The organism is Pseudomonas sp. MD195_PC81_125 (assembly GCF_014060985.1).
In the GTDB taxonomy this organism is placed as follows: Bacteria; Pseudomonadota; Gammaproteobacteria; order Pseudomonadales; family Pseudomonadaceae; genus Aquipseudomonas; species Aquipseudomonas parakoreensis.
Genome location: NZ_JABULD010000194.1, coordinates 1 through 14675, shown reverse-complemented (window position 1 = coordinate 14675; position 14675 = coordinate 1). Strand labels below are relative to the sequence as shown.

The 14675-nt window shown below is 58.4% G+C and carries 10 protein-coding genes and 3 pseudogenes; 9 read left to right on the top strand and 4 right to left on the bottom strand.

Features of this window, described 5'->3' with window-relative positions; translation table 11 throughout:
- Nucleotides 1-916 (bottom strand): glycosyltransferase (locus tag HT737_RS08300; protein WP_182402173.1); only part of this gene is annotated, 916 nt, incomplete at its 3' end.
- A 343-nt stretch (nucleotides 917-1259) separates the two neighbouring features.
- On the opposite strand from HT737_RS08300, the pseudogene HT737_RS08295 reads away from it, so the two are divergent.
- The 5 genes and pseudogenes from HT737_RS08295 (at nucleotide 1260) to fabF (ending at nucleotide 7118) form a co-directional block, all read left to right on the top strand.
- Nucleotides 1260-2287, top strand: a pseudogene (locus tag HT737_RS08295) (glycosyltransferase family 4 protein).
- 85 nt (nucleotides 2288-2372) lie between these two features.
- Complete coding sequence (locus tag HT737_RS08290; RefSeq protein ID WP_182402172.1) at nucleotides 2373-4367, top strand: nucleoside-diphosphate sugar epimerase/dehydratase; 1995 nt, start codon at nucleotides 2373-2375, stop codon at nucleotides 4365-4367.
- Nucleotides 4368-4463: 96 nt separating this feature from the next.
- Nucleotides 4464-4816: pseudogene (locus HT737_RS08285) on the top strand (ComEA family DNA-binding protein).
- A gap of 212 nt (nucleotides 4817-5028) precedes the next feature.
- Entirely contained in the window at nucleotides 5029-5826 is a 798-nt protein-coding gene (locus HT737_RS08280) for an SDR family oxidoreductase (RefSeq protein ID WP_182402170.1), read from the top strand.
- Nucleotides 5827-5843: 17 nt separating this feature from the next.
- The gene (gene fabF, locus HT737_RS08275) at nucleotides 5844-7118 is read left to right on the top strand and encodes a beta-ketoacyl-ACP synthase II (RefSeq protein ID WP_182402169.1); all 1275 of its coding nucleotides are present in this window, start codon (nucleotides 5844-5846) and stop codon (nucleotides 7116-7118) included.
- On the opposite strand, the gene HT737_RS08270 is transcribed toward fabF, so the two are convergent.
- From HT737_RS08270 to gap, 3 genes are all read right to left on the bottom strand, one after another.
- Entirely contained in the window at nucleotides 7115-7672 is a 558-nt protein-coding gene (locus HT737_RS08270) for a TetR/AcrR family transcriptional regulator (protein ID WP_182402166.1), read from the bottom strand. The genes fabF and HT737_RS08270 overlap by 4 nt on opposite strands.
- A 158-nt stretch (nucleotides 7673-7830) precedes the next feature.
- On the bottom strand, nucleotides 7831-7998 hold the full coding sequence (locus HT737_RS08265) for a DUF2897 family protein (protein ID WP_182402163.1): 168 nt from the start codon (nucleotides 7996-7998) through the stop codon (nucleotides 7831-7833).
- Nucleotides 7999-8226: 228 nt separating this feature from the next.
- On the bottom strand, nucleotides 8227-9228 hold the full coding sequence (gap, locus tag HT737_RS08260; protein ID WP_047295995.1) for a type I glyceraldehyde-3-phosphate dehydrogenase: 1002 nt from the start codon (nucleotides 9226-9228) through the stop codon (nucleotides 8227-8229).
- Nucleotides 9229-9448: 220 nt separating this feature from the next.
- Here gap and edd point away from each other — a divergent pair, with 220 nt between their 5' ends.
- The 4 genes and pseudogenes from edd to HT737_RS08240 all read left to right on the top strand — a co-directional run bounded on the left by edd (nucleotide 9449) and on the right by HT737_RS08240 (nucleotide 14637).
- Nucleotides 9449-11275, top strand: coding sequence for a phosphogluconate dehydratase (edd, locus tag HT737_RS08255; RefSeq protein ID WP_182402161.1), 1827 nt, complete (start codon nucleotides 9449-9451; stop codon nucleotides 11273-11275).
- Nucleotides 11272-12232 (top strand): annotated as a pseudogene (locus tag HT737_RS08250) (glucokinase). Before edd ends, HT737_RS08250 begins: the two are co-directional and overlap by 4 nt.
- A gap of 214 nt (nucleotides 12233-12446) precedes the next feature.
- Nucleotides 12447-13178 carry a response regulator gene (locus HT737_RS08245; RefSeq protein WP_003227460.1) on the top strand — a complete coding sequence of 244 codons (732 nt, stop codon included), beginning with the start codon at nucleotides 12447-12449 and terminating at the stop codon, nucleotides 13176-13178.
- Complete coding sequence (locus tag HT737_RS08240; RefSeq protein WP_095668492.1) at nucleotides 13168-14637, top strand: ATP-binding protein; 1470 nt, start codon at nucleotides 13168-13170, stop codon at nucleotides 14635-14637. Before HT737_RS08245 ends, HT737_RS08240 begins: the two co-directional genes overlap by 11 nt.
- The last annotated feature ends 38 nt before the right edge of the window (nucleotides 14638-14675 follow it).

The following is a 14675-nucleotide window of genomic DNA, read 5'->3' as shown; positions in this document are numbered from 1 at the left end:
CAATATGGTAGAGCGGTCCTTCATTGGAAAGACTGGTCATGTGCAGGATGTACTCACCCAATACCAACAGCACCAGCGAAATCAGGAAGAACATCCCGGACTGTTGTAAGGAAAGACTGATCCAGCCCGGTGCAATATCCGTTTTCAGAAAGCCGCTGGCGACCACATAAAAACAGTAGATGAGATTCGCTACAGCCCCGAAGAGTGAAAGTGAAGTGACCAGGCGCATCGGAGCACGCGTAGTCGACACCAATAACAACATGCCGCGATCAATACTTTCGCGCAGTCGTTTTCTTTGCGTGACGCGAGGGCTGGAGCTGTAGTTCAGATTGGCGCGGGCAAAACCGCCTGTCGCAGGCAGGTGACGATAAGTAACCGACGGCTGCGGATGTTGAAGAATAAAATTGATCACCCGTTTGCTGAGCACCCGGTACTGAGGCGCATCGGTGGCGAGATGAATGCCGTTGAACGATTTGTAGACTTTGTTGAAAACGGAGTAAGCGACTTCATAGGCGAGGCTTTGAGGGGGCTTCTGTTTGTTTTTGGCAAAAACCACGTCTGCACCGCTGACCGCTTTGTCGAGCATTTCAGGTAGAAAAGCGATGTCATCAACGAGTGGGTCTATCACCGCGACGAAATCACCCAGGGCATTCTCCAGACCTGCCCACGATGCGGTGTCGGCATCGACTTCTTTAGTCAAGGCATAAACTTGCAAGTTTGGCAGGCCATTTTCAGCAGTCAGACTTTTTAATATGGATATGCTGTCATCGTCAGACGCGTTGTCGACAACAATTAGTTCATAGTCACTTACCAGTGTCGACATCCGTTCGACTGCGTCTGCCAGGATACTTCCAAGATGGTTTGATTGGTTGCGAACGACGAAAACAACCGAAAGAAATACCGGAAAAAATACCATTTAGAGTTCCTCGAGACGTCAGCCGCAGGCTGTCGCCCATAATTTCGAAAAAAAGCGCGTAATCTTAATCTGCACGGTAGGTGGCGTCACCCTTTTCGTTGCTGGCATTTCGCAGGAAACTCGACAAGGAAGCCCGCTGGCTACGACTTGCATCGAACCGTTGCCGTTCGTTCAGCGAACAATTAGTCGTGTATCCTTGGCTATTTTTTCCGGTTGGGCCTGCTTTATACGCATCAATTGGCGATAGTGGAGCGTCGGGAGAAATTTTTATCGCTTCACCCTCGCGCTTGGACGGCGGGTCGGTAGTGCGTTCGAGCGTTTTTACTTCGGAGTGATGTACTCAATGATTTTCTGGTGGCTCATGCCCGCAATCTGCATTTTTTCATTCGCAATGACCGCAGGCCTTCGCCGATATGCTCTTGCGCGCAGCATGCTCGACGTACCCAATGATCGCAGCTCCCACACGATTCCTACACCGCGTGGCGGTGGCGTATCGATCGTTGTGACGTTTTTATGTGGTCTGCTGACGATGTGGTTGACGGGAGTCATCGATCTGCATTTTTTTCTTGGTGCTGCCGGTGCGGGCGGGTTGGTAGCCTGATCGGGTTTATGGATGATCACGGTCATATTGCCGCTCGCTGGCGCCTTCTCGGGCACTTTGGTGCGGCGCTCTGGGTGCTGGGCTGGATCGGCGGGCTGGCACCGGTGGAGGTGTTCGGATTGCGCTTCGACCTTGGCTGGGTTGGTCATTTCTTCGCGCTGTTCTATCTGGTATGGATGTTGAATCTGTACAACTTCATGGATGGGATCGATGGACTGGCGAGTGTGGAAGCAATCAGCATCTGTGGTTCTGTTTGTGTCCTGTATTGGGCAAGCGGGCAGCCAGGTCTTATTTGGGCACCTTTTCTGCTGAGCATGGCGGTTCTGGGCTTTCTGCTGTGGAATTTTCCACCAGCAAAAATTTTCATGGGCGATGCGGGAAGCGGATTTCTGGGTGTGATCCTGGGTGTCCTGTCATTGCAGGCAATGTCGATAAATCCGGATTTCCTCTGGGTTTGGCTTATTTTGCTGGGCGTGTTCATTGTTGATGCCACGTTCACGTTGCTTCGACGGTTGTTGCGCGGCGACAAAGTGTACGAGGCTCATAGAAGTCACGCTTATCAGTATGCGTCACGTCGATATGGGCGACATCTGCCGGTGACAGCAGCCGTTGCCTTGATCAACGTGCTGTGGCTGTTGCCCATAGCGTTTTGCGTAGTAGCCGGTAGGGTGGACGGTGGATTGGGGCTGATAATTGCATACCTTCCGTTGCTGGTCCTCGCGGTGAAGTTTCATGCAGGAGAACTCGAAGTCAAAACCGTTGTCCGGTGATTGATAGACAAAATCGGTAGGGTGTCAAAATATTACGTACAATGATTGCGGATTTAGCAGAGTACGCGCAGGTCGGTTGAGGTTTATGGATAAATTACGCGCCTTTTTGCTGGGTTTGCCACGCAGGCAAAAACGACTGATTCAAGTTGCCACAGATGTGTTTCTGGTCTGGGCGTCTCTCTGGCTCGCATTTATCGTCCGCCTCGGCATCGACGATATGTACAATCCGTTAAGGGCGCATTTCTGGCTGTTCGTCAGTGCACCGATCATCGCAATTCCGCTTTTCATCCGTTTCGGCATGTACCGTGCGGTCATGCGCTACTTTGGTAACGATGCGCTGATTGCGATCGTCAAGGCGGTCAGTCTTTCCTCGCTGATCCTGGCGCTGGTGGTGTATTGGTACAGCAACCATGAGGCAGTGGTCCCGCGCTCGATTATTTTCAACTATTGGTGGCTCAGTCTGGTCATTATTGGCGGATTGCGCCTTTGTATGCGTCAGTACTTCATGGGCGACTGGTTCACGGCCGCGCAGCATGTGCCATTCACCAGCCGCGAAGACGGACTGACCAAGGTCGCCATTTACGGTGCGGGGGTAGCCGGCAATCAACTGGTTGCCGCTTTACGCATGGGACGGGTCATGCGGCCGGTTGCATTTATCGACGATGACGCGAGTATTGCAGATCGCTCCATCTCCGGCCTTCAGGTGTACAAGCCCAAGCACATCCAGCAAATGATCGACGTTACGGGCGCTCAGGAAATCCTCTTGGCGCTACCATCATCAACCCGGGCTCGTCGCCGAGAAATCCTCAATCTGCTCGAAGGGTTTCCGCTCCATGTTCGCAGTGTTCCCAACTTTACTGATCTGGCCAGCGGACGGGTTCGGGTGGAAGACATTCAGGAGGTCGATATTGCCGACTTGCTGGGGCGTGACTCGGTTCCGGCTCAACCTGACCTGCTAGCCCGGTGTATCAAGGGCCGAGTAGTGATGGTAACTGGCGCTGGCGGGTCCATCGGCTCGGAGTTGTGCAGGCAGATTTTTGCCCTGGGTCCGACCACGCTGATTCTGTTCGAACACAGCGAGTTCAATCTCTACAGCATTCTTTCGGAGCTTGAGCAGCGCGGTAACAGGGAATCGGTCTCAGTACGGCTGTTGCCGATACTTGGATCAATCCGCCATCAGGACAAACTGCTTGATGTGATGAAAACCTGGAAAGTCGATACGGTTTACCACGCAGCGGCGTACAAACACGTGCCGATGGTCGAGCACAACATTGCCGAGGGCGTGCTGAACAATGTCATCGGTACGCTCAATACTGCTCAGGCCGCCCTGCAGTCCGGTGTTGCGAACTTTGTTCTGATCTCCACCGACAAAGCAGTGCGGCCCACGAATGTCATGGGCAGTACCAAGCGGTTGGCCGAGTTGACGTTGCAGGCCTTGAGCCGTGAGATAGCGCCGGTATTGTTTGGCGACAGTTCCAACGTGTCCCGAGTCAATAAAACCCGCTTCACCATGGTGCGTTTCGGCAATGTGCTGGGATCGTCGGGTTCGGTGATCCCGCTGTTTCACAGCCAGATCAAGTCAGGCGGCCCGCTGACGGTCACCCATCCCAAGATAACTCGCTACTTCATGACGATCCCGGAAGCCGCGCAACTGGTGATACAGGCCGGATCCATGGGGCAGGGTGGCGATGTCTTCGTGCTGGACATGGGCGAACCGGTCAAAATTGTCGAGCTGGCAGAAAAAATGATCCACCTGTCGGGCTTGAGCATTCGTTCCGAGCGCAACCCGCAGGGCGATATTTCCATCGAGTTCACTGGCTTGCGGCCAGGTGAAAAGCTCTACGAGGAGCTGTTGATCGGCGACAACGTAGCAGCAACACCCCATCCGATGATTATGTCCGCCAACGAGGATCACCTTCCTTGGGATGTACTCAAGGCGCGCCTGCACGAATTGCTCGTCGCAGTCGAAAAGGATGATTACTCACGAGTGCGCCAGTTGCTGCGCGAAACTGTCAGCGGCTACACCCCGGACGGCGAAATCGTCGACTGGATCTATCAACAACGCCGTCTCGAACCCTGATTGTTTCACATCCTGTAATAGACGCATTTTTGACACCCGCCAACCATCGCCTAAGTTTGGAGAGCAGCTTCGGAAAAGCTGCTTTCTCAAACGATGATGGAGCGTCACTTATGCGTAACGGTTTTTTTCTACTCTCTGGTTTTTTGCTTTGCTCACCAGTGCTTCAATCGCTGTAGTGGCGGCACCTGCCGTTGTCCCGAACGCGGAAAAGGCGACAATGGTGAGCGATACCGTTGCGACGTCTACCAGTGAAAAGGTCGATCTCAACGGTGCCGACGCAGCCACTTTGCAAAAACAATTGGCCGGAAGTTGGTGAGACAAAGGCCAAAGCCATTGTTGCGTACCGTGATGCTAATGGACCATTCGCTTCGGTGGATGAGTTGCTGGAAGTGAAGGGCATCGGCAAGGCGATCCTCGATCGCAATCGCGACAAGCTGGAAGTGAACTAAGCTGATAATTCAACGCCAAGGGGCCGGTCATTGACCGGCCTTTCTGCTTTCTGGTGGCAGAGATGCGACAGAGGGAGCGCCGTCACGTCTGTCGGCGAGCTGAAAATTATGGGTATCATATTGTGTTGAGATTATGCCTATAATAATTTCCGTCACCTCCAGGCAAGTGAGCCTTGGAGGCACATCTCCCAATAGGTTTCAGGAGCGCTCTCATGAGTTCAGTCCAGTCTCAAGGTACGGCCGTCGTCACTGGCGCATCGTCCGGTATCGGTGCCATCTACGCGCAGCGGCTGGCAGCGCGTGGTTTTGATTTGCTGTTGGTGGCACGGGATCAACAGCGTCTTGAAATTGCCGCGGGCGAGTTGCGCGAAGCGCACGGTGTAAAGGTCGAAGTGCTCAAAGCCGACCTGACGCAAAAGGACGATGTCCTCAAACTCCAGCAACGCCTGCGCAGTGATTCGAGCATCAGCCTGTTGGTGAATAACGCAGGGGTCGCAGCCGATGGCTTGCTTGCCAATTCCGATGCCGAGCAACTGGAGCGTCTGATCCAGTTGAACGTCACCGCCGTAACGTTGCTGGCCTCGGCAGCCGCCGCCAGTCTTGCCAAGGCCGGACGTGGCACGATCATCAACATTGCCTCGGTGGTGGCGCTGTTTCCGGAGCGCTTCAATGCCACCTACAGCGCGAGTAAAGCCTACGTGTTGAGCCTGACTCAATCGCTCAACGCCGAGCTCGAAGGCACTGGCGTGAAGGTGCAAGCGGTGCTGCCCGGCGTTACCCGCACTGAAATCTGGGAACGCTCGGGCATCGACGCCAGCGGTATTCCGGCGGAGATGGTGATGGAAGCTGGCGAGATGGTCGATGCGGCGCTGGCCGGTCTGGATCAGGGCGAGTTGATTACCATCCCGTCGCTGCCGGATGAGGGTGAATGGCAGGCCTTTGTGCGTGCACGACATGTCATGGCACCGAATCTGTCGCGCAGCTCTGCGGCCCAACGCTACAAGCATTGATCAGAGGTAACTGTGGTATGAGTGAAGGTCGAATTGTTGTCACCGGTATGGGCCTGGTTTCGCCTTTGGGCAGTGACGTCGAGGTTGTCTGGCAGCGCTTGCTGGCCGGGCGCTCGGGCTTGCGCAATTTGCCGGACGCGGTGAGCGCAGATTTGCCGACCCGGGTCGCCGGGATGGTGCCAACGGCGGCGGAGGACGTCGAGGCCGGTTTCGATCCGGACCTTGCCACGCCACCCAAAGAGCAGAAAAAGATGGATCGCTTCATCCTGTTTGCCATGGAAGCGGCACGCCAGGCGCTGGCGCAGGCCGGATGGCAGCCGTCCGAGGCCAAGGATCAGGAACGCACCGCAACGATCATCGGCTCCGGTGTTGGCGGGTTCGGTGCAATAGCCGACGCCGTACGCACCACCGACAGTCGTGGCCCGCGTCGTCTGTCGCCGTTTACCATCCCATCGTTTCTGGTCAATCTGGCGGCCGGACATGTGTCGATCCAGCACGCTTTGAAAGGCCCGCTCGGCGCACCGGTGACTGCTTGTGCTGCCGGGGTCCAGGCGATTGGCGACGCTGCGCGGATGATTCGTGCCGGTGAAGCGGACATCGCGGTTTGTGGCGGAGCGGAAGCCTGTATTGATCGGGTCAGTCTGGCCGGTTTTGCCGCGGCGCGGGCGCTGTCCAGTGGTTACAACGACACCCCCGAACGAGCTTCACGGCCGTTTGATAGCGGTCGCGATGGTTTCGTGATGGGCGAAGGCGCCGGGCTGCTGGTGATCGAGTCGCTGGAGCATGCACTGGCCCGCGGTGCGCAACCGTTGGCTGAGCTGGTCGGTTATGGCACCACTGCCGACGCCTATCACCTCACTGCCGGGCCGGAAGATGGCAGCGGTGCGCGACGGGCGATGCAGTTGGCGTTGGCTCAGGCAGGTGTTGCGCCGGAGCAGGTGCAGCATCTGAATGCGCATGCGACTTCAACGCCGGTGGGTGATCTTGGTGAGTTGGCAGCGATCAAGGCACTGTTCGGTACGGAGAATAAAATCGCTGTGACTTCGACCAAATCCGCCACCGGGCATTTGCTGGGTGCTGCCGGCGGACTGGAAGCGATCTTCACCCTGTTGGCCATCCGCGATCAGGTCGTCCCGCCGACGCTCAACTTCGATAATCCCGATCCGGCGAGTGCGGGTATAGACATTGTTCATGGTCAGGCACGGTCGATGCCGATCGAGTATGCCCTGTCCAACGGTTTCGGTTTCGGCGGGGTAAACGCCAGTGTGCTGTTCAAGCGCTGGCAGGCTTAGTCCTGCGATTGCTTGAGGTGATCGCGCGTGACGTCGAGGATGCGTTGGGCAAACTCGGCGTCAGCGACACTGCGTGACAGCAAGAGCGCGCCGACCAGCGTCGACATGATGACAATGGCCCGGTCGGCGCCGTTGTCGCCCTCAAGGGTGCCTTCGATTTGACTCAGTCGGGCATTGAGTACCGCATCACTGGTCGGGCTCGGCTGGCCGCGCAGACCCAGCTCTGAGGAAATGGTCAGCAGCGGGCAGCCTTCGTGCGGGGAGGTCTGATGCCATTCGGAAAGATAAGTGTCGATAAATGCCTGCAGCGGCTGTTCCTGAGCAAAGATCTCGGCGCACAGGCCATCGACTTGAGCACTCGCCTCCTGCAAGGCTTTTTCGACCAGTTCGTCCTTGGATTTGAAGTGCGAATAAAAGCCGCCGTGGGTCAGCCCCAGTGCTTTCATCAAGGGTTGCAGGCCGGTGGCACCGATGCCGTCTTTGCGAAATCGCGCCGAGGCTTCCTTGATGATCCGCTGATGGGTTTGAGCTTTATGATCTTGCGAGTAACGCATGTGGAACTCTCCGCAACAAGACCACCATCTTAACCAAGGTAAATGAAATGGTGACTGTACTTCTACTTCTTAAAAGCGTGCGGCTGAGTCCAACATGATCCTTAGGGGAATACGCTCCACAAAAAACAAACCCCGCCTGATCCGGCGGGGTTTTTCGTTCAGCGATCCTGCGCGTCCTTGATGTCCGCTTCGGCGTTGCGCTGCGCAACGCGCTTGCGTTCCTCATCGGTCAGTTCAACCTTGGTGGCGGTGTCGCGCAACATCATCAATCCGCCAACGATCGAGCCGATTGCAACGACCAGAATCAACCAGGCATACCAGGGCATAACGGCTCTCCTTAATGGCAGCTTGGCGGGCGAGGGTTCGCCAGCAACGCTGCATACCACTTATGAGCGAAATGACTTCGCAGTGGTTCCATTCTAGGCCCGATATCCAAGCCGCACCTTAATTCCCTGTAGGAGCTGCCGCAGGCTGCGATTTTTTGACTTTGCCTTTTCAAAAACAAAGATCAAAAGAATCGCGGCCTKCGGCAGCTCCTACAGGGGCGGGCGGGATTATTCGGCGTTGCAGAGCGCCAGGCAGTTATCCAGCATGCGGTTGGAGAAGCCCCATTCGTTGTCGTACCAGGCCAGCACCTTCAGCAGTTTGCCGCTGGCTTTGGTGTGGTTGGCGTCGAAGATCGACGACAGCGGGTTGTGGTTGAAGTCGCTGGAAACCAGCGGCAACGTGTTGTAACCCAAAATTTTCGAGTGCTGGCTGGCGGCTTTCATCAGCGCGTTGACCTCGTCAGCCGTGGCTTCCTTCTTCAACTGCACGGTCAGGTCCACCAGCGACACATTGATCACCGGCACGCGCACGGCCATGCCGGTCAGTTTGCCCGCCAGTTCCGGCAGCACCAGGCCTACCGCTTCGGCGGCGCCGGTCTTGCTCGGGATCATGTTCTGCGTGGCCGAACGCGCGCGGTACGGGTCGGTGTGATAGACGTCGGTGAGGTTCTGGTCGTTGGTGTAGGCATGAATCGTGGTCATCAGACCGCTTTCGATGCCCAGTTCGCGGTGCAGCACCTGCGCCACGGGCGCCAGGCAGTTGGTGGTGCACGAAGCGTTGGAGATGATCTGGTGCGACTGGCGCAGAATGTCGTGGTTCACGCCGTAAACCACAGTAGCATCGGCGCCTTTGGCCGGGGCCGAGATAATGACTTTGCGCGCGCCGGCAGTAATATGCGCGGCCGCTTTGGCGCGGTCGGTGAACAGACCGGTGCATTCGAACACCACATCGATCTTTTCCGCGGCCCATGGCAGCTCGGCCGGGTTGCGAATGGCGCTGACCGCAATGCGGTCGCCATTGACCGTCAGGCTCTCATTGTCATGGGCCACTTCGGCATCGAATGTGCCGTGAACGGTGTCGTATTTGAGCAGATGGGCGTTGATGGCGCTGTCGCCCAGATCGTTGATGGCGACGATCTGCAAATCCTGTCGATAGCCTTGGGTATACAGTGCGCGCAGGACATTACGGCCAATGCGGCCAAAACCATTGATTGCGATTCGAAGAGTCATTGAACAGCGCCGCCGTCGTTTTGTTGTTGGAATTACAAGATTATTCGCATAAAAATAGAAAACAAGCCTTTTTAGTGGCAATATTTTGTTTTATCTACAACGAGTGACCTGAATCAACTGGTCCGAATGGTCAAAAAAGCCGTCTGTCATTCCAACAACAACGGCGTTTGATCAGCATAGACAATCAGGTCGCCACATCCGTTAGCCTGGAGTTCTACACATGCATCCCCGCGTTCTTGAGGTCACCGAACGGCTTATCGCCCGCAGCCGCGCCACGCGTCAGGCTTACCTTGCACTGATTCGCGACGCCGCCACTGACGGGCCGATGCGCGGCAAGCTGCAATGCGCCAACTTCGCCCACGGCGTGGCCGGATGTGGCAGCGAAGACAAGCACAGCCTGCGGATGATGAACTCGGCGAACATCGCCATTGTTTCTTCGTATAACGACATGCTCTCGGCGCACCAGCCGTACGAGGTCTTTCCCCAGCAGATCAAAACCGCCTTGCGCGAAATCGGCTCGGTCGGCCAGTTCGCCGGTGGTACGCCGGCGATGTGCGATGGCGTGACCCAGGGCGAGCCGGGCATGGAGCTGAGCCTGCCAAGCCGTGAAGTGATCGCCATGTCGACGGCGGTGGCGTTGTCGCACAACATGTTCGACGGCGCGCTGATGCTCGGCATCTGCGACAAGATCGTCCCGGGCCTGATGATGGGCTCGCTGCGCTTCGGCCATCTGCCGACGATCTTCGTCCCGGGCGGGCCGATGGTCTCGGGGATTTCCAACAAGGAAAAAGCCGATGTGCGGCAGAAGTACGCCGAAGGCAAGGCGACCCGCGAAGAGCTGCTGGAATCGGAAATGAAGTCCTACCACAGCCCGGGCACCTGCACCTTCTACGGCACCGCCAATACCAACCAGTTGCTGATGGAAGTCATGGGCCTGCACTTGCCGGGCGCCTCTTTCGTCAACCCGAACACCCCGCTGCGTGATGCCCTGACCCGCGAAGCCGCGCATCAGGTCACGCGTCTGACCAAGCAAAACGGCAACTTCATGCCGATCGGCGAAATCGTCGACGAGAAGGCGCTGGTCAACTCGATCGTCGCGCTGCACGCCACCGGCGGCTCGACCAACCACACCCTGCACATGCCGGCCATCGCGATGGCTGCGGGCATCCAACTGACCTGGCAGGACATGGCCGACCTCTCCGAAGTCGTGCCGACCCTAAGCCACGTCTACCCGAACGGCAAAGCCGACATCAACCACTTCCAGGCCGCTGGCGGTATGTCGTTCCTGATCCGCGAACTGCTCGAAGCCGGCCTGCTCCACGAAGACGTCAACACCGTGCTCGGCCACGGCTTGAGCCAGTACACCAAAGAGCCATTCCTCGATAACGGTGAGTTGGTGTGGCGCGAAGGCCCGACCGAAAGCCTCGACGAAAACATCCTGCGTCCGGTCGCCCGTGCATTTTCCGCCGAGGGCGGTCTGCGGGTGATGGAAGGCAACCTCGGTCGCGGCGTGATGAAAGTCTCCGCCGTGGCGCTGGAAAACCAGATCGTCGAAGCGCCAGCCATGGTGTTCCAGGATCAGCAGGACCTGGCCGACGCGTTCAAGGCCGGTTTGCTGGAGAAGGATTTTGTTGCGGTGATGCGCTTCCAGGGCCCGCGCTCCAACGGCATGCCCGAGCTGCACAAGATGACGCCGTTCCTCGGCGTGCTGCAGGATCGCGGCTTCAAAGTCGCGCTGGTGACCGATGGGCGCATGTCCGGCGCGTCGGGGAAAATCCCGGCGGCGATTCACGTCAGCCCTGAAGCGTATGTCGGCGGTGCTTTGGCGCGGGTGCAAGAGGGCGATATCATCCGCGTCGATGGCGTCAAAGGCACTTTGGAACTCAAGGTCGACGCCGCCGAATTTGCAGCGCGCGAACCCGCCAAAGGCCTGTTGGGCAACAACATCGGCAGCGGTCGCGAACTGTTTGGCTTCATGCGTTTGGCCTTCAGCTCGGCGGAGCAGGGCGCCAGCGCCTTCACTTCTGCCCTGGAGACGCTTAATTGAAACTGGCTTTGGTCGGTGATATCGGAGGCACCAACGCGCGGTTCGCGTTGTGGAAAAACCAGCGACTGGAATCGGTTCAGGTGCTGGCCACAGCCGACCACGCCAGCCCGGAAGAGGCGATCAGCCTGTACCTGAGTGGCCTCGGTCTGGCGCCGGGTTCGATCGGCTCGGTGTGCCTGTCGGTGGCGGGGCCGGTGAGTGGTGATGAATTCAAATTCACCAACAATCACTGGCGCTTGAGTCGCACGGCGTTCTGCAAGACCTTGCAGGTCGAACAACTGCTGCTGATCAACGACTTCTCGGCGATGGCGCTGGGCATGACCCGTTTGCAGCCCGGGGGAATTTCGCGTGGTCTGCGAAGGCACGCCGGAGCCGTTGCGCCCGGCGGTGGTAATCGGTCCGGGCACGGGGCTGGGTGTCGGCACCTTGCTCGATCTGGGCGAAGGCCGGTTTGCCGCGCTGCCGGGCGAGGGCGGGCACGTCGATCTGCCGCTGAGCAGTCCGCGTGAAACCCAGTTGTGGCAGCACATCCACAATGAGATCGGCCATGTCAGCGCGGAAACTGCGCTGAGCGGCGGTGGCCTGCCGCGCGTCTACCGGGCGATCTGCGCAGTGGACGGACATGAACCGAAGCTTGAGACGCCGGAAGCGATCACCGCAGCCGGTCTGGCTGGCGATCCGATCGCCCTGGAAGTGTTGGAACAGTTCTGCTGCTGGCTCGGCCGCGTGGCCGGCAACAACGTGCTGACCACCGGGGCTCGTGGCGGGGTCTTCATCGTGGGTGGGGTGATACCGCGCTTTGCCGATTTCTTCGTCAACAGTGGTTTTGCCCGCAGCTTCGCCGACAAGGGCTGCATGAGCGATTACTTCAAGGGCATTCCGGTGTGGCTGGTGACGGCGCCGTATTCCGGGCTGGTGGGTGCCGGTGTGGCACTGGAGCAAGCAATCCCGGCCTGAAATGCAATCAAACTGTAGGAGTGAGCCTTTGTGGCGAGGGGATTCATCCCCGATGGCCTGCGAAGCAGGCCCGGTTTTTCCAGGGTCGCTGCGCAACCCATCGGGGATAAATCCCCTCACCACAGGTTTGTTCCCACAGGTGTTTTGTGGTGTTTGTAAAATCAGTGCTTAAGGCATAATCCGCCCCAATTCCAACAACAAGGATGCCTTCGAAGTGAGCTCAGTCAACAAGTCGATATTGTTGGTCGATGACGACCAGGAAATACGCGAGTTGCTGGAAACCTACCTGACCCGCGCCGGGTTTCAGGTGCGGGCCACCGCCGATGGCGCCAGTTTCCGCCAGGCCCTCAACGAGGCGCCGAGCGATCTGGTGATCCTCGATGTGATGCTGCCCGACGAGGACGGTTTCAGCCTGTGCCGCTGGGTGCGTCAGCATCCGCGTCAGGCGCAGGTGCCGATCATCATGCTCACCGCCAGTTCCGACGAAGCCGACCGCGTGATCGGTCTGGAGCTCGGCGCTGACGACTACCTCGGCAAACCTTTCAGCCCCCGTGAACTGCAAGCGCGAATCAAGGCGCTGCTGCGACGAGCGCAGTTCGGTCAGGAGCGCAGCGGCAGCGACGTGCTGGCCTTCGACGAGTGGCGACTGGACATGGTCAGCCATCGACTGTTCCACACCGACGGCGAAGAAGTGATTCTCTCCGGCGCTGACTTCGCGTTGCTGAAGTTGTTTCTCGATCATCCGCAGGAAATTCTCGACCGCGACACCATCGGCAACGCCACCCGTGGCCGTGACCTGATGCCGCTCGACCGCATCGTCGACATGGCCGTCAGCCGCTTGCGCCAGCGCCTGCGAGACACGGAAAAACCGCCACGGCTGATCCGCACCGTGCGCGGCAGTGGCTACCAACTGGCAGCCAATGTGGTTGCCGGCAATGGTCACTGAGTCGCTGCGCAGGCTCGCCAACACAGTACCGGTGCCGCGTTCGCTGCTCGGGCGCATGCTCCTGCTGACTCTGTTGGCGGTGTTGTTCGCACAGACCTTGTCGAGCGTGATCTGGGTCTCGCAACTGCGCGCCACCCAGCTCGAGGGCCTGGTCACCAGTGCCCGCAGCCTCGCCCATTCGATGACCGCCAGCGTCAGTTATTTCCGCTCGTTGCCGGTGGCGTATCGACCACTGGTGCTCGACCAGTTGCGCAGCATGGGCGGCACCCGTTTCGTGGTGACGCTCAATGACAAACCGCTGGGCATGGACGTGCTGCCGATCACCCCGCGCAAGGCTGCGGTGATTCAAGCGGTGGATGAAGTGCTGCGTCAGTCGCTGGGCCATGACACGGATATTTCGGTGACTTTCGTCAGCCCCGAGGATCTGCGGATCTTCAATGCCGGGCTGAAACTCGATGAGCTACCGCGCTCGTGGGCGCATTACGCGTTGACCCTGGAACCGGTTAATCCACCCGTGCTGGTCACGCAGATTCAAATGGCCCCGGGCGAGTGGCTGTACATCGCCTCGTTGCTGCCCGAGCCCTACACCAGTCTTGAAGAGCAAGGCCTGCCGGCGCAGCAGGTGTGGTTCATCGTCCTCACCAGCGGCTTTTTGCTGCTGTTCATCGGCTTGCTGGTGCACTGGCAGAGCCGGCCGCTCAAGCGTCTGGCGCGGGCGGCGCGGGATCTGTCGCTGGGCGCCGATGTCGAGCCGGTGGCCGAGGGCGGTGGCAGTGAAGTGGTGGAAGTGGGCCGTGCGTTCAACACCATGCGCGAACGCATCAGCCGCTACCTGACCGAGCGCAGCCAATTGTTCAGCGCGATTTCCCATGACCTGCGCACGCCGATCACTCGCCTGCGTTTGCGCGTCGAACTGCTCGAAGACGAGACGCTGCAAGCCAAGTTCGGTCGCGATCTGGATGAACTGGAGTTGCTGGTCAAGGGCGCGCTGCAATGCGTGAAAGACACTGACATCCACGAGAACATCGAGCCGGTGGATCTCAACCATGTACTCGACTGCCTCGTAGAACCGTACCTGGCGCCCAACGGCAATGGCCGCGTGACCCTGCAAGGCAAAGCGCTGGCGGCGTATCCGGGCAAGCCTTTGGCGTTGAAGCGCTGCATCGGCAACCTCATCGACAATGCCCTGAAGTACGGGCAGAACGCGCACCTGCACATCGATGACGATGAGCGCGCGTTTGTCCTGCACGTCGACGACGAAGGCCCGGGCGTACCGGAGCAGCGGCTGGAACAGGTGTTCGAGCCGCACTTTCGCTTGGCCGGGCAGCAGCAAGGCTATGGTCTCGGTTTGGGCATTGCGCGCAACATCGCCCACAGCCATGGCGGTGAGGTGACGCTGCAGAATTTGCGTGAGGGCGGGTTGCGGGTGACGTTGCAGTTGCCGCGTTCAGTAGACTGAAGATCAAAAAGATCGCAGCCTTTCGGCAGCTCCTACAC

Bases quoted from the DNA above. Each gene is read 5' to 3' on its own strand.
- HT737_RS08290 (WP_182402172.1), top strand. From the start codon at position 2,373: ATGGATAAATTACGCGCCTTTTTGCTGGGTTTGCCACGCAGGCAAAAA.
- HT737_RS08280 (WP_182402170.1), top strand. From the start codon at position 5,029: ATGAGTTCAGTCCAGTCTCAAGGTACGGCCGTCGTCACTGGCGCATCG.
- fabF (WP_182402169.1), top strand. From the start codon at position 5,844: ATGAGTGAAGGTCGAATTGTTGTCACCGGTATGGGCCTGGTTTCGCCT.
- HT737_RS08270 (WP_182402166.1), bottom strand. From the start codon at position 7,672: ATGCGTTACTCGCAAGATCATAAAGCTCAAACCCATCAGCGGATCATC.
- HT737_RS08265 (WP_182402163.1), bottom strand. From the start codon at position 7,998: ATGCCCTGGTATGCCTGGTTGATTCTGGTCGTTGCAATCGGCTCGATC.
- gap (WP_047295995.1), bottom strand. From the start codon at position 9,228: ATGACTCTTCGAATCGCAATCAATGGTTTTGGCCGCATTGGCCGTAAT.
- edd (WP_182402161.1), top strand. From the start codon at position 9,449: ATGCATCCCCGCGTTCTTGAGGTCACCGAACGGCTTATCGCCCGCAGC.
- HT737_RS08240 (WP_095668492.1), top strand. From the start codon at position 13,168: ATGGTCACTGAGTCGCTGCGCAGGCTCGCCAACACAGTACCGGTGCCG.